Raw genomic sequence first — 25,792 nt, 5'->3', positions numbered from 1 at the left:
TCCGATGAGTGCGATAAGGACAAATAAAAGGATCAAAAACATTGTGATTTCCATGGAGACCTTCACCTCCTAGTGTATGTATATTTCATGTTATAGTAGACAGGTAAACCTTAAACTACATCTATTCTAACCGTTTTTGATTTCAAATGAAAGAGGTGGACCATGGGAGACAGGATATTTTATTTTTTCACCGGCTGGTTTATAGTAGGTTTTATTCTGGTGCCGCTAGATCTTGTCCCTCCCTGGCTGGAGTGGGCAAACAGCGTATTTCTGATCGCTGCCGGTATAGTCGCCGTAACCTATTTTATACATACTTATAAGAAAAAAGCAGGTCTGTTTTACAGTACACTGGTTTTCACAGTGAGTATTGCTGTAGAGCAATTCGGTGTACAGAGCGGCTTTCTGTTCGGCAGTTATGAATATACGGCACGTTTCGGTATCAAAATCCTCGATACCCCCATAACTATAGGTTTTGCGTGGTTACTTGTGATGGGGTGCGCCGATGTTATCGCCCGGGGGATAGTCCGCCATTCCCGTTTCCTTCTTGCGATAGTCGGAGCGCTTGTTGCGGTGACAATGGACCTTATTCTTGATCCTGTTGCTTTTCAGGTAAAAGAATACTGGATCTGGGGAGAAGGCGGTTTGTATTACGATATACCTTCTCAGAACTTTTTAGGCTGGTTTATACTCGCTTTTCTTTTCCAGTCGGTCCTCGGTTTCTTTACCCATCATCCTGTTTCTGTCTGGCAGATGCGTATGAGCCTGGTTTTCCTCGGCATGATCGCCATGTTCAGCGTGACTGCCTTCGCGGGAGGTCTTTTGTTAGCTCCGATACTCGTTCTTATTCTGGGGGCTTTCTGGTATACTTTGTTCAAAAGAAAGAAGGCTCGTCATGAAATATCCGAATAAAAACAGATGGATTGAAAGCGGCTTCCGAAGAGTGAGCCGCACACTCATTCGTCGTCAATTCCATAATGTCTATATTGCCAAAGACTCCGGGACTTCTCCTTCCTACGGGTTGTTTCTGATCAACCACTCCAGCTGGTGGGATGGGCTGCTTCTCCATTTACTCAATGATAAAGTGTTGCAGACAGACAGTCATATTATGATTGATGAGGAGGGAATGGAGCGGTTTCCGGTATTTTCCCGGGTCGGTGGTTTCTCAGTAGATCATAACTCTCTCTCTCATACCAGACAGGCACTTCTTTACACCGAAAAGCTGTTAAAAGAGAAAAAAGGAGTCTTTCTGTTCCCACAGGGCGGTGAAAAACATCAGGAGGCCCGTCCTCTCCGTTTTCAAAAAGGGGCAGGTTTCATTATTAGGAGATGTCCTACGGAACCGGTGACCCCGGTCGTCATTTACTATTCATTCGGTCACAACAGGAAACCGGAAGCTTACATTCAAATCGGTCCCGCGCAAAAAGGGAACGTTTCTGTCATTGACTGGGAAAAAACTATGGAGCAACAGCTCGATTCACTGAAACAAAAGGTGATGCAGGAAGAGTTTGATTCGTTCAAGGCACTTCTTTGACCTCCATTCTCCTTTATGAGTTCATCCGGAGATGGGCGCGACACGGGAAGCGAACCGTGAATATGTACAGGTACCTGAAGGAGGGAGAGTAGTGGTTACTATTTTTTTGATATTAGCAGGGGTGCTTTTTCTTTGGACTATATTCAATTCTATGTTCATGCCGGGTTTAAAATCGAATACTCTGCGCCGGACCACTCCGGTTTCAATCCTCATCCCTCTTAGAAATGAAGAGTTTAACGCAGGTCCACTCATAGAATCATTGAAAAAGATCAACTATCCCGATCTGGAAATTCTTCTGCTGGACGATCATTCGGAGGACCGGACTTTCACCCTCCTCTCGGAAGCAACCGCTGATGACCCGCGGTTCCGGCTTTTCAAAGGGGAACCTCTCAAAAAAGGATGGACCGGTAAAGTATTTGCCTGTCACCAGCTTTCCCGTCTCGCCCGGGGAGAGTATATGTTTTTTCTCGACGCCGATGTCCGGGTCTCGCCCGATATCGTCACGAAACTGCTCGCTCTTGCCGGACAGAAACAGGCCTCTTTTGTTTCAGGCTTCCCTTCCTTTACAGACCGTAGTATGCTCGGACGGCTCCTTGTACCGATGCAGCACTTCGTCATTCATATGCATCTTCCTCTCTTCATGGCTAACAAGACAGAAATTCCTATGTTCACTGCAGCTTTCGGAGGATGTCTGTTTATCGAAAGAGAAGCTTATGAAGAGATTGGAGGTCACACGGAAGTATTCGATTCCCTGGTGGAAGACGTCCATCTTGCGAAAAAGATGAAAGAAAACAAGAAACGTACCATACTCGCCAACGTAACGTCAGATGTATCCTGCCGGATGTATGAAAGAAACGCGGATGTCTGGAAAGGGTTCCAGAAGAACATTTTCCCCGGTCTCGGCCGCTCTTTACTTCTGGCTCTTCTACTTGTACTGCTTTATACAGGGCTCTTCCTTTTCCCTTTTGCAGCGGCTTTAATTACAGGAGGGGGCTGGTGGGGAGTCTGTCTTCTGCTTGTTGCTGTTAAAATGTTCGTTGATGTCCGTACAGGTCATCCGTGGTGGATCTCTTTACTCCTCCCTGTGTCCGCTATTTCGGTAATTCTTGTTCTCTTTTCCTCCATTAAAGTGGATCGTCAGAAGAAACAATATGAATGGAAGGGGCGTACGTATTCATGAAAACGATTATTGTGGGCGGAGGCCTTGCAGGATTATCCGCAGCTGTAACCCTCGCCTCCGAAGGAGTGGAAACTGTTCTTTATGAAAAAAGTTCCCATTTCGGAGGAAAAATGAAAAGTGTCGATATGGATGGGTTCCATTTCGACTTCGGACCAAACACTATCACCATGCCCTACGTGTTCGAAAATGTGTTAAGAAAAGGAGGGATGGGGGGAACATTAAGCTATGAGAAACTTTCCACTCATACGCGGAACCAGTTCCCGGACGGTACCGTTTTTGACCTTTCTTCCGACCGTGACGTAATGATCAGACAGCTCAACAGGATGGATGAGAAAGGATCCGGACGTTACGACCGGTTCTCCGAGGCTATTTCGAAACTTTTCGACACCTCTTATTCCTCTTTTCTTACACGCGTCTTCACCGGCAAAAAAGATTATGTCTCCGCGTCGCTTCTTACAAGTACGATGCAGGTACGGCCGATGCAGAGCATGAACAGCTTTTATCGCCGGTATTTCTCCTCCCCTCATGTTATTGACGCTCTGAACAGGTACGCCACTTACGTCGGGTCGGATCCTTATCGCGCTCCTGCAACGTTTGCGATGATCGCTTATCTGGAACTTATGGAGGGAGTGTATTATGTTCGGGGAGGCAATACCAAAATTGCCGAAACTATGGTCCAGGCAGCCGAGAATTGTGGTGCCTCGCTTCACAAAAACCGTGAAGTCATTTCTTTGCTGAAAAAAGGGAAAAGAATTGAAGGCGTAGTGCTTGAGGACGGAGAAAAGGTAAAAGCTGACAACGTTATAATCAACGGAGATCTTGCGCATACACTTCCTTCTCTTCTTGAAGAAGAGAAGCCTGAATACGACCCTTCGATATCTGCCTTCGTCATTCTTGCCGGAATCGACGGTACACTTCCGCTGCACCACCATCACTTATTTTTCTCGGCAGATTATAAGAAGGAATTCAGTGAACTCCGCTCCGGTGAATATCCCGAAGATCCGACGATCTATATAGCTACATCCCGCAAATCCGATCCTTCGATATCACCGGACGGGGACAATTGCTTTATTATGGTAAATGCCCCTCCAGGCAGATCTGTAGACAAAGAGGAATATAAACGGGTGATATATAATAAACTGGAAAATAGCGGAATTCATCTATCTGAGAGGATTCTATTCGAACAGATCTGGACGCCCTTCGATATTGAAAAAGAATTTTCCAGTTTTCAGGGTGCTCTTTACGGTCCGAGCGTCAACAACCGGAAACAGGCTTTCCTCCGGCCGCGGAACAAATCCGACCGATTTGATAATCTGTATTTTGCCGGTGGCAGCACACATCCGGGAGGAGGTTCACCGATCGTAACTCTCAGCGGACAAAATGTAGCGAACTATCTTTTAAATAAAATAGTGAACTGAGTAGCCATTTAAAAAAAGATCATTGCAGCCTGGCAATGATCTTTTTCTTCTGCTCGTCACTTATATATATTCTCTTATTGAATACGTTATAATTCTCCTGTCTTACAGCTTCAAGAATATTCATATATAATAGCGCGGCCCCTTTCACCGGAAGCCTCGAAGTTACAGGATATTCGTTAAGAGAAGTCATAGCCTTTTCATAGTAGCTCTCTGCTTTTTTGGCGAGTGATTCCCATACCATAATGAATTCCGCAGACTTAGTCTTACTGATCAATTCTTCCTTCGTATAGCCGAAAGCCTCATAGTGCTCTCTCGGTATATAAATTCTTCCCCGTTCCAGGTCCTCTCCTACGTCACGCAGTATGTTCGTCAGCTGCATAGCGTATCCTAAATAGATGGCATCCTGTTTCAATACTTTATACTTTCCGGGTGCCAGGATAGGAAGAAGCATCAGTCCTACGGTGCTCGCCACATTATAGCTGTATGTCAGCAGTTCATCCATCGTAATCATTTCAACATCCTCAAGATCCGTTTCCTGCCCCCTGATCATATCATGAAAAGGGGCCAGGTCCAGATCGAATTTTCTTCTGACATCATCGAGGGCTATCCAGAAATGACGTTGCGGCACCTCTTCCCGTCTCTCGAATCTTATCAACTCCTCCTTTACTTCAGCCAGCTCCCGTACCGGGTTTTCCCCTTCATCCACGACATCATCCACGTGACGGCAGAAACCGTAAACGGCCCAAACCGCGCGTTTACGATCCCGCGGCAAGTAGGAGAAAGCTTTAGCGAAAGTTTTTGAATGATTTTTAATGACAGTATGACACTTCGCATATGCCTGTTCAATTTCCACGACATTCACCTCAATTATAAATAACCTCTCCCATTAATTCTCCCGCAAGCAGCTTCGCTCCCTGCATAACTATCGGCACACCTCCTCCGGGATGAATGGAAGCTCCTACCGCGTATAATCCATCGACCGGGTAAGGACGGAACTGTGGTCGAAATACGCCGGACTGCCCGAGAGTAGGTCCGATACCAAAACTACCGCCTTTATAGAGACCGGAAAATTCCGCTTCTTTAGGGGTTCTCATCCGGAACCATTCCATATGATCACGAAGTCCGGGGAAGGCTTCTTCTTCGAGAGTATCTATAGCGTATTCTACCAGACTTTCCTCTTTCACGTAATCAATGGATGCATCGGCCGGGACCGGGATGAGAACGTACAGCACCCCTTTACCCGGAGGAGCGAGGGTGTCGTCGACAACGGATGGATGAAACGCATATATAGACGGGTTGGCAGGAACTTTTTTCTCTTCAAATACTTCTTTCATGTGCGCACTGAAATTATTCGTCATAAAGAATTGGTGGACCGGCTGCTCTTCATATATTTTATCTGTACCAATATAAAGCAGCACACACCCTGAGGAAGGAGTGTAAGACTTGTTCAGCTGGTAACTTTTTGGCATAAGGGCGTCCATCGATGGAAAATCTCCATTGTAGATGACTTCGTCCGCAGCCTCTTCCCGGCCATCCGCGCATCGGACTCCGGTCGCCTTCCGCCCGTTGAGAAGAACAGTCTGCACCTCACTGTTTGTGACAATATCCACGCCCCGGGCCTTGAGCTCTTCGGTGAGGATATCTACTACAGTAGCGTATCCACCTTTTACGTACCATATCCCTTCCACGTGTTCACTGAGAGAAATGAACGAGTAAATAGAAGGGGACCTGGAAGGATTACCGCCTATATAGAGAGACTGGAGACTGTAAATATCGAGAAGACGTTCCGAAACAAAATATCTGCTCATAAAAGACCGGATCGATTTATGTGCTTTCATTCCCCACAATAATTTCAAAATATCGGGATGAAGAAATTTTTTTCTGTTCTGAAACGTCTGTCCGAGTATTTGCGCCTTTCCTTTTTCAAACCAGGGTTCCATCTCTTTCAGGAACTTCAGGTAACCTTCCTTCTCCTCCGGGAAAACTTCGGAAAACTCTCTCAGCTGCTTCTCTTTATTCTGAAATTTACGGAATTTAGTTCCATCCGGAAAAGTCACCTGATACATCGGCTCCATAGGCATAAGAGGTATCCGTTCTTTCTCGATGCCGCCTTCCTTCATCAGGTCGAGCAGCATTTCAGGAAGAAGTACAATCGTCGGTCCCTGATCAATCCGGCTTTCTCCGTGCTTTTCAAAGACCATCCTGCCTCCCGGCTTCCCTGCTTTCTCTAAAACTGTCACTTTCCTCTGCTTATCCCGCGATAAATACAGAGCGGTCATCAGTCCTCCGATGCCCGAACCGATTATTGTCGTTTTTTTCATGATTTACCAATCCAATCGCTCGTTATTTTTGCGGATTCCAAAATAGTCGGCAGACCGCTTCCGGGATGGGTCCCTCCCCCTACGAGCCAGGTATTATCAAGTTCCTCGAAGCGGTTATGAGGTCTGAAATACATCATTTGTGAGAGCTGGTGTCCAAGACTGAATGTAGCCCCTTCATAGACTTCAAAGGTCCTTTCCCAGTCTTTTGGAGTAATGATTTTCTTAACAGTAATGTGATTTCTCAAGTTTTCGTACCCTGTCTCTTTCTCAATACGATCCAGCACCACCTGTTCCACTTCTTCCTTTTTCCTGTCCCAGTCGATGCCGGAGAGGTTATTCGGTACCGGGGCAAGAATGTACAGGGCGGAATGCCCTTCCGGAGCCAGAGTGCTGTCAGTCACACTCGGGTTCTGTATATAGATGGAGGGCTCATCGGAAATTTCCAGCGTACTCGTCAATTCCTCCACATTCTTTTTGTAATCCGAAGAGAAAAGAATGGAATGATGAGGCATATCGTAAACTTTATCCACACCTGCATAAATCATAAACGTGGAACAGCTGAGTTTTTTCTTTTTGATCTTTTCTTCTTTGTATTTTTTCAAAGAATCCTGATCAACCAGTTTCGTCATCGCCTGGGCGAAATCGGCATTGATTACGATTTCATCGGATTCCACGCGTTCTCCGGATTCGAGTTCCAGCGCTGTGGCTCTGTTGTTCTCCGTTTCAATTCGGGTAACTTTTTCCCCGAAATGAATACGGCCCCCCAATTCTTCAAAAACCTCAGCCATAGCTTTGGAGAGACGATTCACTCCTCCAATCGGGTGGAACACTCCGTATTCATGCTCCATATACGATAAAATGGAGAAAGCACCAGGGCACTCCCACGGAGACATTCCCAGATACTTGGCCTGGAACGAAAATGCCACTTTCAGTTTTTCATTATCGAAATAGCGGGATAACACATCGTAGACGGATTTACCTAACGTCAGCTCCGGCAATGCTTTCAGAACGCGGGGCGACAGATAATCAAGCATACGATTGTGTTTATGCTGAAGAATCGGCGTCAGCCTGTCCATTTTTTTCTTATTTTCCCTCATAAACCTTAAGTATCCTCTTTCATTACCCGGGAAATGCTCCGCGATCGACTGAAGCATCATATCCTGCTGATGATACATCGGCACCCGGGTACCGTTGAACAACAGCTCATACATGGGAGTGAGCTGTCTCATATCCATGTAATCTTCCATATTCCGCCCCGATTTCCGAAATAATTCCTCCACGAGATGAGGCATACTGAGGAACGTCGGACCTATATCGAACGTGTAACCGTCCAGCTGCCATGACCCGTTCCTGCCACCGACCCTCTTGTGCTTTTCGTATATGTGAACATCATTTCCTTCGGCTGCCAGAATCATTGCAGATGCAAGACCTCCAGGGCCGGCTCCAATGATTGATACTTTCTTCATGCCCGTCACCTTCTCTCTATTTATATTATGGACAGTACCCGTTTTATTAACTATCTAGTCTTATTTTTCGACCGCTCTGCATTTCACGTACACACCCCCCGTATTGCAGGCATTATCTTCTTCCATTCGTCCCTTCCCACAAAAAAAGCGGGGAACCGGATCGTCCGGTCTCCCGCTTTTTTGTTTCTGTCTGGGCTGATACAGGCTGTTTTAAAATCAGTAACAGCTCTTATCCGATAATAACTCTCTCTTTCGGATAATGATAATTCCCTTTCTTCCTTTTTTCATTAAAGGAAAACAGGAATGTCAGTATCCCTATCCTTCCAATGAACATTAATCCCATCAGTAATAGTTTCGTAAAGGAAGTCAATTCCGGAGTAATTCCGAGCGACAACCCTACTGTCCCGAATGCAGAACATACTTCAAACAGTATCTCAGAGAGGGAGAATGGCTCCACCACGGAAGTTACGAGCACCGAGATGAATACGGTAAGAACGGCCATAATAGTGACGACCACAGCCCGGTTCAAATCTTCCGTATACACTTCTCTCCTGAAAATACGTATACTCTGTTTCCCTCTTGCGAACGTTAAAATATAAATGACAACAAGTGCAAAGGTGGTCGTCCGGATCCCGCCGCCGAAACTGCTCGGAGAAGCTCCGACGAACATAAGGGAGGACATGAACAGATGCGTCTGTTCCGTAAACTGGCTTATATCCATCGTGGTGAGTCCGCCACTTCTGCTGGTCACCGACTGGAACAGTGCATAAAACAGAATTTCGTGCCAGGCCCGCCCGCTTAAGAAATGATTGAATTCAAGTACTACAATCATTATGGCTCCCAGTAAAATAAGAGCAAAAAAAGTGATCGACGTCAGTTTCGTGAACAGGGAGAACCTGGTCCGTTCCCCGGTTTCGAACAGATACTGCTTCAGTTCAATCAGTACCGGAAAACCGATTGCCCCTGCAATAATCAGCATCATATTAATAAATTGAACGAAATAATCGTCCCGAAAAGGGATAAGTGAGGCTCCTGTTATATCAAAACCGCCATTGGTCATTGCACTTACTGCACCAAAAAATCCCTGCAAATACGCTTCTCCGGGTTCAAAGTACTGGAGGTAGTATGTACCGAGAATCAGAAAACCTATAAACTCGATCAAAAGAACGATGAAAACGATCTGAAGAACGAGACGGACGATGCCGGAGAAGTCCGACTGGTTCTGGTCCGTCATTATGAGTCTCCGCTCCCGCAGACCGATTTTTTTACGAAGCAGTATCCAGATGATTGTACCAAAAGTCATTATACCTATCCCGCCGAGCTGCAGCATCAAAGCGATCATGAAATAACCTACTGTACTGAAAGTCTCCGGTATCGACACAGTCGCAAGACCTGTCACGCTGACGGCACTCACTGCGATGAACAGCGTATCAATGAATGCTATATCCACTCCCGGCGCATAAGCGATAGGTAATGACAGAAGCAGAGTAGCTACCGTAACTGCAAATAAATAAAATAGTGCGATCACCTGAAAAGGTGAAAGTGTCCGTACCCAGTCGAATTTCCTCTTAGCTATAGCCATCCGTTTAACTCCTTACTCACATCAATTCCCTTCATTATATAGAAAATCAAAAGCGTTGTATAGACGTTACCGGGATGTGGAAGATGTCCGACGTTTAAACTCCTCGAGCAGCTTCTCCCCCTGATATCCTTCTTCGAGTATTACCTGAAGCAGTTTCTCCACCTGCTCCTGTTTTTTATCCACTATGGTACCCATAAAAAGTACGTTTATCGCTTCTTCAAAATCATTGACTTCGAGCGGATAAACCAGGAATGTGGCAGGAGAATTGCTTTTTTTTGTGATAATCACCTGAATCATCACTTTTTCATTATTTTCTACGAAAGCACGAAAATAATTCTCATGGTCTTTATCGAGAAATGCCTCTATAAGCCAGCGTCCATGATCATCTTCTCTGTTAATGATAAGTCCATCTTTCAATTCTATGGACCGGAGGGTGATGTCCTCCTCCTGTTCTTCGATTACATCAAGCGATACAAGCTTGAACGTCTTCATATTTCTCTTCTCCCCCTTCCCTGCATCTGTTTACATTATAGAATAGGTCACCCGAAAGCGAAAGCCGCTGAACATTCTTAGTAATCGACTGAGTATTTTTCCCGCACTTCTTGAACATATATTCTCCTGTAACTGCAGTTACAAAAAAAAACCGCCCTCATTGCGGGCGGTTGTGCAACTCAATTCAGAAAGGGCTGCTCAGTTTAAAACTTACAACTTTCTTTTCTGTGAGGGTATCTATAGCGAATTTCACTCCTTCTCTGCCTATACCCGAGTCTTTCGTTCCGCCAAAAGGCATGGCATCGATTCTGAAATCACTACTGTCATTGACCATAACTCCGCCGACCTGCAGGTTCTGTACCGCATAGAACGCACGATTTACGTCTCTTGTGAAAATCCCTGCCTGGAGGCCGTATTCAACATCATTGGATTTATCTACAGCTTCTTTAAGGTTCTGCACCGGCTCCACGAGGACCACGGGTCCAAATATTTCCTCTTTGGCGATTGTAGAATCCGGAGGAACATTAGTGAGTATGGCCGGTTCCACATAAGCTCCACTTCTTGTGCCCCCGGTTTCAATCCTTGCTCCCCCTGCTTTTGCTTCATGAATCCATTGTTCTACACGTTTTGCTTCTTTTTCTGAAATCAGGGGACCGACATCCGTGTCCTCGGTGAATTTATCCCCCATCTTCAGTTTTTTCGTTTCTTTAATAAATTCCTCAAGGAAAAGCGGGTAGGAGTCCTGTTCCACATAGACTCGCTGTACACTGATGCAATTCTGCCCGGCCGCACTGAATCCTCCGTCTGTACAGGCTGCGACGGCATCTTTTAAATCAGCGTCGTTCAGAACGATGACCGGAGAGTTTGAACCCAGTTCCATGTTGACGTGTCTGGTACCGGTCTTCTCGGTGATTTTTTTCCCGGCATCCGTACCGCCTGTGAACGAGAGCGCCTTGATATACGGATGATTCACCAGTTCTTCACCGATTTCCCTTCCAGGACCGGTCACTACCGACAGCATCCCCTCCGGCAGACCGGCTTCCGTAAAAGCTTCGGCAAGTTTCAGAGCGCTCAAAGGGGTCTCGGAAGCAGGTTTTAAAACGACTGCGTTACCACCGGCAATGGCGGGACCCAGTTTGTGGGCGACAAGATTCAAAGGGTCATTGAATGGAGTGATAGCTCCTACTACTCCTACCGGAAAGTGATAGTAATAACCGACTTTATTTTCGTTTCCTTCCACCTGGTCGAAGTTTATCGTTTCCCCCTGCATCCGTCTGGCCTCTTCTGCGGCAATTTCGAGCGTCTGAGCGGAGCGCGCAACTTCTCCTCTCGCTTCATTTATCGTTTTGCTGCTTTCTGAAGCAATCGTTCTGGCAAATGATTCGGCATTGTCTGATACATAGCGGCTTACGTATTTCAATATACGGATCCTTTCATGGACAGGCCACGAGTCGAGGGACCTGAATTTCTTATGGGCAGATTCAATAGCATATTTCATATCCTCTTTCGATGCTCTCGGCACCGTCGCAATACACTCGTTGTTCTGAGGATTTATTACACTGATGGTTTCTTCCCGTTGTACCCATTCTCCTGCTAACAGCATCTTCACTTCCTCGGTTCTTGTTGTCTTCATACCTTCCCTCCTCTACAGCTTTTCAGGCTCTCGTTCCTTATGATAATGAATCAGATCTATGAGCAGCGAAAAGCCCGTTTCCTTTCTTCCGGCCCCTGCTCCTGTCAATAACACAGGACCCAGAAGGTCGCACTCATACAGTATTGCATTAGTCGCCCCGCTTACCCCGGCGAGGGGGTGATCTTCCTTAATTTTCTCGGGAGCTACGCTTCCGGTGACAGAGCCGTCCCCGTTTCTTTCCACTTTTCCGATGAGTCGCCACTTTTCCCCGTTAGCCATGGCATTTTCCACGTCTTCCATTCTCATTTCCGTTATACCCCTACATTCGATATCCTTATAATCGAGCGGCTGGTTCATCAGATAGTTCGATAAGATCGACACTTTATACCTTGCATCATACCCTTCCACATCATTAGTCGGGTCGGCTTCGGCGTAGCCGTTGGCTTTCGCCTGTTCAAGGGATTCATCGTACGTTTTTCCTTTTTCCATTTCCGTCAGAATATAATTGGTGGTGCCGTTCAGTATGCCGCTGATTCTGTTGATATCATTCCCGGCCAGAGTTTCTTCAGGCATCCGGAGGGCCGGTGTACCACTCATGACCGTGCCTTCGAATCCGAAAAACACCCCGTGGTCTCTGGCCATCCCTTTCAGTTCATTGTAGGCGAGGGCTACCGGCCCTTTGTTCGTAGTAATTACGCTTTTTTTACCGGCAAACGCTTTTTTGCAATGGGTGATCGCAGGTTCTCCTGTATTGACATCCGTGAATGTCACTTCCACGATGACGTCTGCATTTGTCGTTTCTATCGTTTCGATACTGGAGAGACCCTTTACGACTCCCGGCTGTTCCGGATAATTTTCGACCGAGCCGTCTTTTCTTATACACTCGAGCAGCTGCTGCACGTCGAGACCTTTTTCCTGATATACGGAGCCTTTCATCAGGTCCGATACGGCTACGATTTTCGTTTCAAGTCCATATCGCTCCTGCAGGCTCTCCGCTTTCTCTTCAAGTATTTCGACGAGGGCCTGACCTACGCCGCCGAAACCGATCATTGCAATATTCGTCATTCTATCCCTCCTGGTTCTTCCAGTAGGATTGTAAGATTCCTACCATAATATCAAGGCCTTTCTGAAGGGCCTGCTCATCAATATCGAAGTCCGGATGGTGAAGCATCCGTTCCTTTTCCAGCCCGCAACCGAGGAAAAACATGGTGCCTTTCAAGCGGTTGACCATGTGGCTGAAATCTTCACTTCCCATGCCGAAGGGCTCGTTGTATATTTCAAAGTTCGCCGCTGCCTTTCTTACTACTTCATTAAGTTCTTCGTCATTAATGAGAGCTGGCTCCCCTTTCTGGATCTTCCACTGGTACTGGCCTCCGAGTGAATGGATCATATCCATCTTTTCGAGCAATTCTTTTTCCAGCTGATGCCGGACCTGCTCCGTATATGACCTCATCGTTCCGTATATATCCACTCGGTCAGGGATAATATTACTCGCGGTTCCGGCATGAATTTGTCCTACACTAATCGTACCCACTTCCAGCGGATGCATCCTACGCCCCGTCATGCTGTAGACTGTCTGCAGAAACTGCGTGGTCATCCATATTGGATCCGCTCCCTGGTGAGGGTAGCCGGCGTGTGCTCCTTCTCCGAAAATCGTAATATGAAATTCATCATTGTTAGCCATGCTCGGTCCGTCGTTCACCTGAATTTCTCCCGTGCGCAACCACGGACACATATGCAGAGCGTATACAGCGTCTATATCTTCAAGAAGCGGGGAGCGGATCATTTTCTCGGCACCCGTCTCCCCTTCTTCATCCGCCGCCTCTTCGGCTGGCTGGAAGATAAGCTTGATCGTCCCTGTGATCATTTCTCTGTGTTCCTTCACCCAGTGAGCTACGCCGAGAAGGATGGCACAGTGAGCATCATGACCGCAGGCGTGCATCACCCCTTCATTCACTGACGCATAGCCGGCGAATGACTGTTCAGTGATGGGGAGTGCGTCCATATCTGCACGCACTCCGACAACCGGTCCTTCTCCGTTCGAAATGACGGCCACAATACCGTAGCCTCCAATTTGTTCGTGAACTTCGAAGCATTCAAGCTTTTTTAATTTTTCCGCTATATATGCACTTGTCTCTTTTTCCTCGAAACTGAGTTCCGGATGCTGGTGCAGTTGGCGCCGCCATTCCACCATGTGGTCAAATAAAGTTTCCGGTCCATACATCTCCATTCCTCCTAGCTTTTCGGAGAAACCTTCTGCTCGACTTTTTCGAAAGCCTGCTTCAGATCGGCTTTCAGATCTTCTATATCTTCAATTCCGGCCGAGTAACGGATCAGTCCTTCCGGTATGCCCATCGCTGCCCTTTCTTCCGGTGTACATTCCACATGGGAAGTTGTACGCGAAGGTCCGACGATCGTTTCTACGGCTCCCAGGTTCGCAGCCTTATTGGCAAATTGCAGAGCCGGAATGAGCTCGCGCACCGTTTCTACTCCTCCTTTTACGGAGAAACTGAGCATACCTCCGAAACCATGCATCTGTTTTTTAGCGATATCATAGTTCACGTGCTCTTCAAGCCCCGGATAAAATACATCTTCCACAATATCAAATGTCTTCAGATATTCGGCGATGTCATGAGCGTTTTTATTCTGCTGATCTATGCGCAGTTTCAACGTCTTCATACCTCTGAGCAGCAGGTAGGCCGACATAGGATCCAATGTGGCTCCATTGATTTCTCTATAATGATACACCTGTTCCACCAGCTCCCTGGAACCCACAAGCGCGCCGCCAAGAGCATCTGCGTGGCCTCCCAGAAACTTGGTAGCACTGTGGATAACCAGATCGACTCCAAGGTCGAGCGGGTTCTGGTTTACAGGGGTGGCGAACGTATTGTCGACGATTACGATAGCCCCGTTGGCTTTCCCCACTTTGGCCATTCGTTCGATATCGGTGATTTTCACCGTAGGGTTCGTAGGCGTTTCGAGATACAGGATCTTACATCCTTTCTCCACTTCGGCTTCGAGCACCTCATGATTGGCTGTTTCGCACAATTCCACGTCCACGTTCATTTTCGGAAGAAACTCGGTGAAAATCTTATTCGTCCCTCCATAAGTGTCTTTAATGGAAACGATTCTGTCCCCCGGAGAAAGGAAAGTACTCAGTGTATTACTGATAGCAGCCATCCCGGTGGAAAAGCTGGTGGCAGCCTCTCCCCCTTCGAGATTTTTGATCTTATCTTCGAATGCTTCCACGGTCGGGTTCGTATTTCTTCCGTAAATGTGACCTTTCTTCTTGCCTGTGGCTACTTCATACCACTCGTCCATATCCTCATAACCGAAGGAAACGCTATGAACGACGGGTACCTGCGTCGCGCCAAAAGCCAGCTGATCTTTCTCTCCTGCCCAAATGGATCTTGTACTGAATTTACCTTGTGTCATGGTCATCATCCTCCTATAATTTGATTAGCATATCTTGCGATTGCCGTATCCTGGGCTCCCGTGCCAGAAAGGTCGGTCACTGTTATCTGCTCTTCATTTTCTCTGGCGGCGACCCCTTTGCCGGTAATCTCGCCCAGTTCGATCGTATTCTCTATTATATTGTTGTCGTTACAGGCACGAAGTTCCCCGAGCCTTCTGGACTGCGGCAGGGAATCACATGTAACGACGTCCACTGTCGCCAAAACTTCTTCAGAGAGTTCCTGTTTATGCTCGGCGTCCGAGCCCATGGCTGTTATATGAAGACCCGGGTGCAGCCACTCTGCCTGCACAATCGGTTCACTGGCGGGAGTCGTGGTGACGACTATATCGCTTTTTCTCACGACTTCTTCAGCAGTCGCCGTGACAGTAACAGGGAGTCCGAGTTTCTCCTCCATTTCCTCCTTGAATTTTTCAGCCTTTTTCCGTGATCTTCCCCACACCCGGACCTCTTTTAAAGGATGAACGATAGTAAGCGCTTCCAATTGATATCTCGCCTGAGAGCCGGTCCCGATAATTCCGGCATACTCACTATTTTCCCTGCTGACATGTTTTGCTGCTACAGCTCCGGCTGCGGCAGTCCTTAAATCAGTCAAAAGACCCTGATCCGCAAAAATCTTAAGGATTTCTCCAGTCTCACTGTCTATCAGAATCATCATTCCATTCGAAGTCGGCAATCCTTTTTTCGGGTTATCAAAGAATCCGGTGGAGAGCTTCACGCAAAAGCTATCATATCCCGGAATATAAGCCGATTTAATATCAACCTCTCCATTGAACTCAGGGATATCTATTCTCATAATTTCAGGCATAATCACCTGTCTGCTCGCCAGTGCGGTGAAAGCTTCTTCGATTACAGATACCAGATCTCCGGTCAGTAAAAGCTTTTCTTCCAGCGTGCTGCGGTCAATTACTTCAATAACAGTCCCCCCCTTTACGAGCTTATTGAATCAGTGTTGAAGCCGAAATTCTCTTTTCTGATCAGTTCCAGAGGATGAGTCGTGAAGAGCTCATACCCTGTTTCTGTAACGCGGAACGTCGTCGAAATTTCTATTCCATCATTTTCGAACCACAAAGCCGGAATAATGTGAAACGTCATGTTCGGTTCGAGCACCGTATGGTCGTCTTTTCTTATGCTAACCGTATGCTCGCCCCAGTCCGGCGGGTAGGATAAACCTGTCGAATACCCGAGCCTTGCTTCTTTTTCAAAACCGTACTGCTTAATAGAATTGCGCCATGCGGCTTCCAGATCACTGCATCTGGCTCCCGGCTTTATCACCTCCAGGGTCTTCCTTATCCCCTCTTCCACAACGGAGGCGACGTAATTGAGCCTTTCTCCCGGCTCACCGAGAGAAATCGTTCTGGCCATCGGAACGTGGTAACGTTTATAACAGCCTGCCGTTTCGATGACGACCGGAGAGTTTTCCTGGAATGTCTGGTCGGACCAGGTAAGGTGGGGCATGGAGGTATGGTCCCCCGTCGGCATCATCGGAACAATCGCCGGGTAGTCCCCCCCGTATTCGGGAGTGCCGCTTATCAGGTGATAATATAACTTCGCAACTGCATCATTCTCCCTGACACCGGGCTGGATATAGTCGATAGTCTTCCGCATCGCCTCGTCTACGATAATTCCGGCTCTTCTCATATACTCGATTTCCTGGTCGGACTTAATGAGTCTTACATAACCCACAAGGTTCGATGCATCGGAGAAAACAGCATCAGGAAGGGCAGCCTGCAGTCGTTGAAAAGACTTTGCCGTAAAATAGAACTGTTCCATCTCCACTCCGGTCCGCCTGTTTCCCTGTCCGATTTCTCTTAAAATCTCTCCGATGAAATCCATCGGGTGGTATACATCCGAATGAACGTAGTAATCAGGATAGGCGATGACATTGTCATTGTATATCCATGTAGTCGCTTTAGCACCGTTGGCGTCCATCGTACGCCCGATCCACAGGGGCTGAGGCTCGTCTATGATTACAATCAGCATCTGGTGAACATAAAACGACCATGCATCATACCCCGTTAAATAATTCATGTTTGACGGGTTCGTTATACACAAGACTTCCAACCCGTTCTCCTCCATACGCTTCTTCGTTTTATCCAGCCTATTCTGATATTCCGTAATGTCGAACGGAAGCACCATGGTTATCCCCTCCTTTACCTTTGATCTTTGCAACTTTCTATATCTTATTTTACGTTATAAAAAGTCCGAATATAATGTTCTAATTGTATGAATATTCAATTATTTCTTTCGTACAAATGTGTCATACTTTTGCGTGGAATGTACCTCCCCTTTCTTTATATGGAGCACATAAAAAAACGGAAGGCTTCAGAATGAATTCCAAAGCCCTCCGTATATTCTGCTTATTCTTTGATTAACATCCACATTCTCACACTTAATTCCAGCAAAAAGAAATCGTCTGCTTCGAGCAGGGAGAGGCCGGTCAGACGTTCAATATTTCTCAGTCTGTGAAGCAGCGACTGACGGTGAAGATTCATGGCCCGGGCAGTCTGACTTACGTTCGAATTGTACTTGTTGTATACCATAAAAGTGTGCAGGAGGTCCGCCTGTCTCTTTTCATCGTACTCTATAAGATCTTTTAAAGTATACGTGACGAGATCGACCACTTCTTCGTTTTTTGAAATGGAAAGCAATAAACGGTTAACCTTCGTATCAGCAAAAAATGTACGAAATCCTGCTTCTTCACGCCTGTACCCGAATCTGAGTGCCGTAACGGCTTCCTGATAGCTTTCGTAAAAGACCTTCACCCCGTCCCCGTGAAAAGAGATCCCCCACGAGACGGTAATACCTGCAAGTAATTCATGCAGCCGCCTCTCCACGAGATCAAGAAACTGATGGGTCGTCTCCATATAAGATTCTTTATCAGCCTCCAGAAATATAATTACCCGACCATCCTCGAAAGCGGTCATCCGTTCCCTTTTTATCTGGTCGGCCGCATGCTGGATTTCCGACTGGACGTAATAGTTTCTGCTGTGCATAGAGGAAGAAGCCACGTTACTGTCGATGGAGGTGACGTGCGTCTGAATCTCCTTGGAGAACTGCAGGTCTCCTGCAATACAAACGTAAGGTTTCTCCAGATTATATCCGAGCAGATGCCCTTTTTCCATTAATCCGTCACTGATTTCTTTATTCTCCCGTGCAAGATCGAGCAGAAAATTATCTTTCAGCCTGATTTCCGTCATTTCGATGGCGTTCTCCTTCACAAAGAAAAGAGCACAGGCAGTAACGGCATGCTCAAGTATAGTGAGATCCGAGGCACTGAATGCCCCTTTCCCTTCTTTGAAAAGGAGATATCCCTGCTTTTTGTGGTTGGATAGAATAGTTAACTGATAACATTCTCCACTGTCGAATTCATATTTCTCTATCGGGTAGTGATGTTCAAGATAAGATGTTTGAGTAAAAGGCACGGAACGGTACGCCCCTGCCTCGTTTTGATTCAAAATGTCGATCATTTTCCTGTCGAAATAATGATTGGCACGTACGTTGCGATCTTTATCACTTATAGCGACGGGGATGGAAGTGTGTTCGTATACCAATGACGAAATTTCCTTCAGCCCTTCTCCGTTCAGCACACAATCCACCATTTCCTGACGGATATGTTCCACAAATCGCTGCTCTTCTCTTTTTTCTTCAGAAATTGCCTGCAGAACTTCCTGCATAATATCTCCGAACCTGACCTCCCAGGGAACTTCCAGAAGTACGACCCCATTCCTCTCGCATTCTTCTACAATTGTATCGGGGATGGTGAAAATATACCTCCCCGTAGCAAAACCGATAGCGGATGCTCCCGAATCAATAACGTCTCTCGTATACTGTTCCAGACACTTCGGATCATTGTTGCATCCCATTCCGGTCGAAAGCACGAACTCCTTCTGTTTGACGAAGTCCTCTACCGGCGTTTCGATAACACTGATCCACTCCACCATTTGTTTATGAAGTAAAGAAGAAGGAGTGAGAAGCGTCGATTTTTCCATTACAGGCAATTCCATTATATCGTTCATAAGCAGTCCCATTACGTATCACCCGGCCTCTACAGTTGTTTCAGTACTTCCGCCCCTATATTATTCCCCGTTATTAAAATGACTACATTTTCTCCCTTCGGCAGCCGCTCTTCCAGTATCCATCCGACCCCGGAAGCAGCCGCACCTTCTACCAGCATTTTGTGTCTGTCCAGCATGAATTCGATTCCGTTTCCAATCTGTCTTTCCCCGACAAGTACGCTTTCATCCATCACCTGTTTCGTCATCTCATAAGTTAACGTATTTTCCTTCCCGAGCCCGCCGAGAAGGCTGTCAGCAAGCGTATCCTTTTCGGGAAGTGTAACCGGACCTCCCCTTTCGATACTTTCATGCATGACGGCACCCCCTTCTACGGAGACCCCGGTAACCTTGATGGCTTCATTGATCTTTTTGAGGCACGTTCCTACCCCCGACATCAGCCCTCCTCCGGAAAGAGGGACTAACACGTGATCCACAGACGGGCACTGTTCCATTATTTCAATTCCAATCGTCCCCTGTCCCGCAATTACTGCTTCGTCATCAAACGGGGGGACTACCGTTACTTCCGGAAGGGAATAACAGTACCTCTCGGCTTCATCCTGACTTGTGCCGGTAACGACGACCCGGGCGCCAAGCTCCTCCAGACGTTTCTTCTTTACGTCGGGGACTCTTTCAGAGATACATATAGTCGCAGGTATGCCTTCCTCCCGTGCCACATAGGCGACAGCAATGCCGTGGTTGCCTGTTGAAAACGTGGCCACTCCTTTCGCTTTCTCCAGTTCAGTGAGACCTTTTATTTTATTGGCAGCCCCTCTCAGTTTAAATGCCCCCGTGGGCTGTTCCGTCTCCAGTTTAAGATACACGTTCGCTCCCGTCTTTTTTGACAGAGCGTCCGAATATATACAGCGGGTTTTTTCTATCAGAGAATCGATCCGCTGTTTCGCTCTGTAAAACTGCTGCAGCTGCATAACACCCCTCCTTTCGGATTTTTCTGATAAGTAATTATAGTATACATGAAAAAAGGTGCGCGCTTAAAGCGCACACCCTGTTTTGTAACGAAAATAAACTATGAAGTCATCCCCTGCTTAACCGTAGAGACGACATTTTTCAAACGCTTCCTGCATGCGGATTTTCTACTGGAAAAATCTGTTCATCCAACTTCTGAAGTCGGCGGACGGCTTCCTTCCTCTCCATCTTTTTGTAATGATGGCGTCCCTGCTCCTCCTCATTCAGCGTATCCGCTTCCCATACTGCATTCTGCAACGGAGAACGCTGTGATCCGAGAGCGAAAGGTAGATAGCTGTCCGTATGGAGCAGTACACAAAGAGAGACTTCTTTGGCCGTTTCCCTGTCTTCCCCGAGCCGGATAAGAAGTTTGTGAGCCCGTTCCGCACCTTTGATTGCATGTATATCGTGTTTACGGTATTCGTCGTAATTCCATTTTCCATCCGTATACCATTCATAATGACCGACATCATGCAAAAGAGCGGCTTTTGCAGCAATTTCTTCGTTAAGGTCACGTTCCCGTGCAAGAGAAAAAGCGGTCTCAGCTACCGTTATCGCATGATAGATGCCTGAGCGTTGAAGGTATTTTTTTGTTATCCAGTGAGAAAAAATGTTCTCTAACGTTACCATTTCCCTCGTCTCCTCCCCGAATTTTTACTGTTTAATATAGCATTATTCCCCTTTATGAGCAAATTTAAAACTATTCTTCCAACCTTTATCTGTTCCGTTATAAGCAGAGATGAACCGCTGCCTGAACAACTGCACACTTCCGTTGTTTCCCTGGGCATCTTGTGAAACAATGGCTGAACAGGTGAGCAGACGAAAACAGCAGCCCGTTCTCAACTAGTGAGCCGGCTGCTGCATCATTACGCCTGTCGGGAGCTTTTAATCAAACCAGCCTTTTTTCCTGAAAAACACTATCATGGCAAACGCCATAATAATCATTAACGCCCAGACGATGAAATAGCTGTACTGGTATTGAAGCTCAGGCATGTAAGCAAAGTTCATTCCATACACGCCTGCTATAAACGTCAGCGGAAGGAAGATCATCGATACAACCGTCAGAAACTGCATTGTTTTGTTCTGTCTGTGCGATGTCATAGACAAGTTACTGTCCCTTATATCCTGAGTCATTTCCCGGTTTGAGGCGATCATGTCGGAAACTTTCAGTAAGTGATCATAAATATCCCGAAAATACTCTTTATGTTCGTAAACATTTTCGAGATCATGCGTATAAAGCATGCGATACACCATGTCTCTCATGGAGTGTATCGTCTGACGCATCCGGAGCAGTTCCGAACGCCGGTCGAACAATTCTTCCAGCATGTCCTCCATCGATAAATCGTTGGTGTTATCTTCGAGATCGTTAATCTGATCCTCGATGGAATAAATGATCGGAAAGTAGGCATCCACCACCTGGTCAAGAATTTTGTGAAGTATAACTGCTTCATCATGACGCTCGGGTCTTTGCTTTACCTGCTCCTTCACTTTTTCGATAACTGACGAAGGTTTCTTATGATAGGTGACGAGCAGCCCCTCTTTTAAGAATACGTCGATTTCCCCCTTTTCAAGTGTGTGGGGGTCGAGTGTATGCAACACAAAAAAAGTATGATCCCCATACCCATCCAGTTTGGGGCGCTGCAGATCCTGGAAACAATCTTCCACCGCAAGAGGGTGAAAGGAAAAATCACTTTCAAGCACTTTTTTCTCATTTTCGGCCGGACTGTCGAAGTCCACCCATTTCCACTCGTAAGATGCAGTTGTCCGGTTTACGTATTCACCGCTCTGCAGTCCGCTTTCAGATTCGTATACTAAGCTATGTAACATAAATTCACCTCTTTCGTCCCTCTTCATATTCCCACATTAGCACCTGCATAATCTGATATACTTAATGAAAAAGGAAGGTATAATATAACTATGGTCAGAGAAATCAACTTACAAAAAAACGACATCACTCTCAGAAGTATCAGGGACGAGGACCTCCCCCTCCTGTATCAGCTGATTCATGGAGAGAAGGAACCGCTCTGGAAAAAGTACGAAGCCCCGTTTTACTCGCTGGAACCTCACACATTGGAAAGTTACACAAACAGAGAAAACGCCCGAAAGCAGCGATTATCCGAAAACGAAGTCGATTCGAGACTTGTGATAGAAACGAACGGGGAAATCGTCGGTACCGTCGTCTATTACTGGGAAGAAAAACTGTCCTATTGGCTTGAAGTCGGGATCGGCATTTACAATCCGGCCTACTGGGGGAAGGGGATAGGAACCAGAGCCCTTAACATGTGGATCGACTATCTGTTCAGAGCCATGCCTCTCGTAAGAATCGGTATAAGAACCTGGTCCAAAAACGACCGGATGCTTCAGCTTGCTTCCAAACTGGGAATGAAAGAAGAGGCCAGAATAAGAAAGGCCCACCTTTACCGTGATTCCTATTACGATTCCGTACGCTTCGGCGTATTGCGGGAAGAGTGGTACCTCCCTGAGGAAGACATGCATGACGAATAAAAAAATGCTGCCCGTCCAGACTTTCGGGGCAGCATTTTTAATGGAAACAGTTCAGCCGAATACTTTGTTAAGTGGTGGCACGACCTGTTTTTTACGTGAAACTACACCTTCAAGTACAGCCTGGTCATCTTCGAGCTTAACGTCAAAAGCTTTCTCCACCGACTCTTTCTCCGTTCCTACTGTAAGTACTGTGGAGTCACTGTCGAGGATATCGGTAATCAGTAAAACAAAGAGATCATAATTGTTCTCGTCCACTTCTTTTTGCATAGCGTTTTCAAGTTCCGCTTTCCGCGTCAGCACATCCGAAGTGTCTACCGTATTCACCTGGGCTATTCTTACATTTTTTTCACCCATATCAAATGCTTTTGCATCCAGGGAGATGAGTTCTTCCGCGGACTTGTCACTGATATCCGTTCCGGCTTTCAGCATTTCAAGTCCATACTCTTCAAGATTGATGTCTGCTTTCTCTGCAAGTTCCCTGGCAGCTTTCTCATCTTCATCTGTACAGGTCGGTGATTTAAAAAGAAGCGAATCGGAAATAATGGAGGAAGCCATAAGTCCGGCCATCGTCTCCGAGACCTCCACATCGTTTTCTTTATATAGTTTATTTAAGATTGTAGCTGTACAGCCTACGGGCTCTGCACGGTAATAAAGCGGACTTTTCGTTTCGAAGTTGGCTATCCGATGGTGATCGATGACCTCCTTGATCTCGACTTGATCGATATCATCCGCACTCTGCTGAAACTCATTGTGATCCACAAGAATTACTTCATCCGTTTCGTCCGCTACTGTTTCCACAAGACGCGGAGCTTCCTGATTAAAATGATTCAACGCATATTCCGTTTCCCCGTTCAATTCTCCGAGGCGAACCGGCTCCACGTCGATCCCGAGTTTCTTTTTCAGATCGGCATATACGATAGCTGAACAGATCGTATCCGTATCAGGACTTTTATGTCCAAAAATCAAAGTTTTTGTCATGTTTATACCCCTTTCCTTTACTATTACGTACCCTAACCGATTATAGAATAAATAAACGGTAACGTCTATCCTTCTATCGCCCTTGACATTATCCTCATCTGTGTTATTATTAAAAGAATACAATCTTATAAAGGAGGTTTGCCAATGTCGATTCTATTTGCCAATGAGCTGATAAAGTGGATACTTTTCCTTGTATTTCTGGGAACAAGTTACATGTCTTATCAGTCTTATAAAGATGGAGTGACCGGACGTCAATTTACGCTTGGACTTCTTCATCTGTTTATCAGTCCTTTTTTTGCCTATTCAATTGGACCACTTATTCTTGGTCTCGGTCTGATTCAAATTTACATGAGTACTATACAGTGGAAAAACAAAAAAGCCGCAAGACTTTTCAGTCGCATACACTAATCTGACCTCTATGTAATTCTTCCAGCCGGCCGCCTCCTCTTCGGCCACCGACTTTCTATTCGTGCGAATCGTTTTCTCTTTATGCTAAACTTTTAAAGAGAAGATTTGCACAATAGGAGGTTTTTTTAATGAATTCAACAATAGAAACGATTTTGAACCACCGCTCTATACGTTCGTTCGAAGATACTCCCCTGGAAGATAAAACTATACGGACACTTATCGAATCCGCCCAGCAGGCTTCCACCTCAAGCTATATGATGGCATACTCCATCATCGGGGTGACCGATGAAAACAAAAAACAGGCTTTACAGGAGATATCCGGGCACCCGCACGTAACAAATAATGGCCATCTCTTCATCATGTGTGCCGATTACAGAAGGATCACTTATGGAATGGATGAAGAAGTCAGGGACGATGTTGAGAAAAACCTGGAGAACACCGAACATCTCATGACCGCCGCCATTGATGCCGCCCTTGCTGCTCAAAACATGGCTATAGCCGCAGAATCAATGGGGCTTGGAATGTGTTACCTCGGAAGTCTGAGAAACGATATTACAAAGACTGATGAAATTCTTAACCTGCCCGAGCACGTCGCGCCGCTGTTCGGTATAGCTGTCGGCGTACCGGCCGAACAACCTGAGAAGAAACCGAGATTACCGATGGAAGCTGTGTATTTTGAAAATGAATATAAAGACCATAAAGAAATAATCGAAGAGTTTAATCAGAATATAAGTAATTACTATGCATCAAGGTCCTCCAACCAGCGTCGCGACACATGGACCCTTCAGATGCAGTGCAGGTTCAAAAAACCCGTCCGAATGGATGTCACGGACTTTTTAAAAAGTAAAGGTTTCAACAAACGATAAAGGGTGAGAGTATGATCCAGCAAATAAAGTCTCTTATCAACAATTCCGATAATATTGCCGTATTAACGGGCGCGGGGGTGTCGACAGCAAGCGGTATCCCTGATTTCCGTTCAAGTGAAGGACTGTGGACGGAAGACAAATCCAGAGAAGAGCTTATGTCGGCAGACTATTTCCACGAAAATCCGGAACGGTTCTGGCAATTTTACAAGTCGATATTCCGACTGAAACTGCTTCAGAATTACGGCCCGAACCAGGTGCATCGTTACCTGAAAAGCCTTGAAAAGGAAGGCAGAGAAGTAAATATCATCACTCAAAACGTGGATGGTCTGCATGCAGAAGCGGGAAACGAAAATGTTACGGAATACCACGGTACTCTGAAAACAGCTACCTGTCCCGACTGCCATACGACGTATTCTTTCGAAAAGATACTGGCTGAAGATGTTCCGGTCTGCGCATGCGGAGCCGTGTTAAAACCGGATGTCGTTCTATTCGGGGATATGATACATTCACACGAAAAAGCCGAAACAATGGTTAAACGGGCGGATATGCTTCTCGTCCTCGGTACGTCCCTTAGCGTCATGCCATTCAATATGCTCCCTCTGGCAGCAACCGGTCCCAAAGTGCTGATCAATAATCATCCTACGTCGATGGACTATATGTTCGATTACCATATTCATGATGATTTATCCAGAGTTATAGAACAACTGAAAAAATAATGTACTTCAAAACCCCCGGACATTTATTATATGAACTATACCCCGAATAATGGACACGAAAAAAAGTGCCCCTTATGGTAGTGAACCCCGGAAGTTAGAGTAAAAAATCTAACTTCCGGGGTGTTTTTATGTCCAAGTATAGTGAAGAATTTAAGGTAAAGGTGGTAAGGGAATATCTTGAGGGCTCTCTGGGGTACACTTCA

The 25,792-nt window shown here is 46.3% G+C and carries 24 protein-coding genes; 8 read left to right on the top strand and 16 right to left on the bottom strand.

The features are described from left to right. Window positions 1-162 precede the first annotated feature (162 nt). The 4 genes from CKW00_RS10240 to CKW00_RS10225 all read left to right on the top strand — a co-directional run bounded on the left by CKW00_RS10240 (window position 163) and on the right by CKW00_RS10225 (window position 4,129). On the top strand, window positions 163-909 hold the full coding sequence (locus CKW00_RS10240) for a carotenoid biosynthesis protein (RefSeq protein ID WP_095822479.1): 747 nt from the start codon (window positions 163-165) through the stop codon (window positions 907-909). Beyond that, window positions 893-1,531 (top strand): lysophospholipid acyltransferase family protein, encoded by a 639-nt coding sequence (locus CKW00_RS10235; RefSeq protein WP_095822478.1) that lies wholly within the window; start codon window positions 893-895, stop codon window positions 1,529-1,531. The genes CKW00_RS10240 and CKW00_RS10235 overlap by 17 nt, the downstream gene beginning before the upstream one ends. A gap of 91 nt (window positions 1,532-1,622) precedes the next feature. Further along, window positions 1,623-2,711 (top strand): glycosyltransferase, encoded by a 1,089-nt coding sequence (locus CKW00_RS10230; protein ID WP_158221306.1) that lies wholly within the window; start codon window positions 1,623-1,625, stop codon window positions 2,709-2,711. Further along, entirely contained in the window at window positions 2,708-4,129 is a 1,422-nt protein-coding gene (locus CKW00_RS10225) for a phytoene desaturase family protein (RefSeq protein ID WP_233129766.1), read from the top strand. The genes CKW00_RS10230 and CKW00_RS10225 overlap by 4 nt, the downstream gene beginning before the upstream one ends. Window positions 4,130-4,148: 19 nt before the next feature. Here CKW00_RS10225 and CKW00_RS10220 read toward each other — a convergent pair whose 3' ends face one another. The 15 genes from CKW00_RS10220 to corA form a co-directional block, all read right to left on the bottom strand. Continuing rightward, a complete protein-coding gene (locus CKW00_RS10220; protein WP_095822475.1) occupies window positions 4,149-4,991 on the bottom strand; it encodes a phytoene/squalene synthase family protein in 843 nt (280 codons plus the stop codon). Window position 4,992: 1 nt separating this feature from the next. After that, a complete protein-coding gene (locus tag CKW00_RS10215; protein ID WP_095822474.1) occupies window positions 4,993-6,450 on the bottom strand; it encodes a phytoene desaturase family protein in 1,458 nt (485 codons plus the stop codon). Next, window positions 6,447-7,916, bottom strand: coding sequence for a phytoene desaturase family protein (locus CKW00_RS10210; RefSeq protein ID WP_095822473.1), 1,470 nt, complete (start codon window positions 7,914-7,916; stop codon window positions 6,447-6,449). Before CKW00_RS10210 ends, CKW00_RS10215 begins: the two co-directional genes overlap by 4 nt. Before the next feature lie 229 nt (window positions 7,917-8,145). Continuing rightward, entirely contained in the window at window positions 8,146-9,498 is a 1,353-nt protein-coding gene (locus tag CKW00_RS10205; RefSeq protein ID WP_095822472.1) for a TrkH family potassium uptake protein, read from the bottom strand. Between the two features lie 66 nt (window positions 9,499-9,564). Further along, complete coding sequence (locus tag CKW00_RS10200) at window positions 9,565-9,990, bottom strand: YwpF-like family protein (protein WP_076569557.1); 426 nt, start codon at window positions 9,988-9,990, stop codon at window positions 9,565-9,567. A 184-nt stretch (window positions 9,991-10,174) separates the two neighbouring features. Next, window positions 10,175-11,623 carry an aldehyde dehydrogenase family protein gene (locus CKW00_RS10195; RefSeq protein WP_095822471.1) on the bottom strand — a complete coding sequence of 483 codons (1,449 nt, stop codon included), beginning with the start codon at window positions 11,621-11,623 and terminating at the stop codon, window positions 10,175-10,177. A gap of 12 nt (window positions 11,624-11,635) precedes the next feature. Further along, window positions 11,636-12,688, bottom strand: coding sequence for a homoserine dehydrogenase (locus CKW00_RS10190; RefSeq protein WP_095822470.1), 1,053 nt, complete (start codon window positions 12,686-12,688; stop codon window positions 11,636-11,638). Between the two features lies 1 nt (window position 12,689). After that, window positions 12,690-13,847 (bottom strand): M20 metallopeptidase family protein, encoded by a 1,158-nt coding sequence (locus CKW00_RS10185; RefSeq protein ID WP_095822469.1) that lies wholly within the window; start codon window positions 13,845-13,847, stop codon window positions 12,690-12,692. Between the two features lie 11 nt (window positions 13,848-13,858). Beyond that, the gene (locus CKW00_RS10180; protein WP_095822468.1) at window positions 13,859-15,058 is read right to left on the bottom strand and encodes a cystathionine gamma-synthase family protein; all 1,200 of its coding nucleotides are present in this window, start codon (window positions 15,056-15,058) and stop codon (window positions 13,859-13,861) included. A gap of 5 nt (window positions 15,059-15,063) precedes the next feature. Further along, entirely contained in the window at window positions 15,064-16,002 is a 939-nt protein-coding gene (locus tag CKW00_RS10175) for a cyclodeaminase (RefSeq protein ID WP_095822467.1), read from the bottom strand. Window positions 16,003-16,025: 23 nt separating this feature from the next. After that, entirely contained in the window at window positions 16,026-17,234 is a 1,209-nt protein-coding gene (locus tag CKW00_RS10170; RefSeq protein ID WP_095822466.1) for a M24 family metallopeptidase, read from the bottom strand. Between the two features lie 221 nt (window positions 17,235-17,455). Beyond that, entirely contained in the window at window positions 17,456-19,126 is a 1,671-nt protein-coding gene (locus CKW00_RS10165; protein WP_095822465.1) for a PucR family transcriptional regulator, read from the bottom strand. A gap of 17 nt (window positions 19,127-19,143) precedes the next feature. Continuing rightward, window positions 19,144-20,079, bottom strand: coding sequence for a pyridoxal-phosphate dependent enzyme (locus CKW00_RS10160; RefSeq protein ID WP_095822464.1), 936 nt, complete (start codon window positions 20,077-20,079; stop codon window positions 19,144-19,146). Between the two features lie 139 nt (window positions 20,080-20,218). Then, the gene (locus CKW00_RS10155; RefSeq protein WP_095822463.1) at window positions 20,219-20,746 is read right to left on the bottom strand and encodes an HD domain-containing protein; all 528 of its coding nucleotides are present in this window, start codon (window positions 20,744-20,746) and stop codon (window positions 20,219-20,221) included. A 255-nt stretch (window positions 20,747-21,001) separates the two neighbouring features. Further along, the gene (gene corA, locus CKW00_RS10150; RefSeq protein WP_233129765.1) at window positions 21,002-21,943 is read right to left on the bottom strand and encodes a magnesium/cobalt transporter CorA; all 942 of its coding nucleotides are present in this window, start codon (window positions 21,941-21,943) and stop codon (window positions 21,002-21,004) included. A 90-nt stretch (window positions 21,944-22,033) separates the two neighbouring features. On the opposite strand from corA, the gene CKW00_RS10145 reads away from it, so the two are divergent. Beyond that, window positions 22,034-22,621 (top strand): GNAT family N-acetyltransferase, encoded by a 588-nt coding sequence (locus CKW00_RS10145; protein WP_095822461.1) that lies wholly within the window; start codon window positions 22,034-22,036, stop codon window positions 22,619-22,621. A gap of 51 nt (window positions 22,622-22,672) precedes the next feature. Here CKW00_RS10145 and CKW00_RS10140 read toward each other — a convergent pair whose 3' ends face one another. Next, the gene (locus CKW00_RS10140; protein ID WP_008589576.1) at window positions 22,673-23,599 is read right to left on the bottom strand and encodes a manganese-dependent inorganic pyrophosphatase; all 927 of its coding nucleotides are present in this window, start codon (window positions 23,597-23,599) and stop codon (window positions 22,673-22,675) included. A 144-nt stretch (window positions 23,600-23,743) separates the two neighbouring features. Here CKW00_RS10140 and CKW00_RS10135 point away from each other — a divergent pair, with 144 nt between their 5' ends. The 3 genes from CKW00_RS10135 to CKW00_RS10125 all read left to right on the top strand — a co-directional run bounded on the left by CKW00_RS10135 (window position 23,744) and on the right by CKW00_RS10125 (window position 25,589). Beyond that, window positions 23,744-24,007 (top strand): hypothetical protein, encoded by a 264-nt coding sequence (locus CKW00_RS10135; protein WP_008589575.1) that lies wholly within the window; start codon window positions 23,744-23,746, stop codon window positions 24,005-24,007. Between the two features lie 128 nt (window positions 24,008-24,135). Continuing rightward, entirely contained in the window at window positions 24,136-24,873 is a 738-nt protein-coding gene (gene nfsA / locus CKW00_RS10130; protein ID WP_095822460.1) for an oxygen-insensitive NADPH nitroreductase, read from the top strand. 11 nt (window positions 24,874-24,884) lie between these two features. Continuing rightward, a complete protein-coding gene (locus tag CKW00_RS10125) occupies window positions 24,885-25,589 on the top strand; it encodes an NAD-dependent protein deacylase (RefSeq protein ID WP_095822459.1) in 705 nt (234 codons plus the stop codon). The last annotated feature ends 203 nt before the right edge of the window (window positions 25,590-25,792 follow it).

Source organism: Salimicrobium humidisoli, from assembly GCF_002295105.1.
GTDB classification, from domain to species: domain Bacteria; phylum Bacillota; class Bacilli; order Bacillales; family Halobacillaceae; genus Salimicrobium; species Salimicrobium humidisoli.
This window is presented reverse-complemented; position numbering and strand designations above follow the sequence as displayed.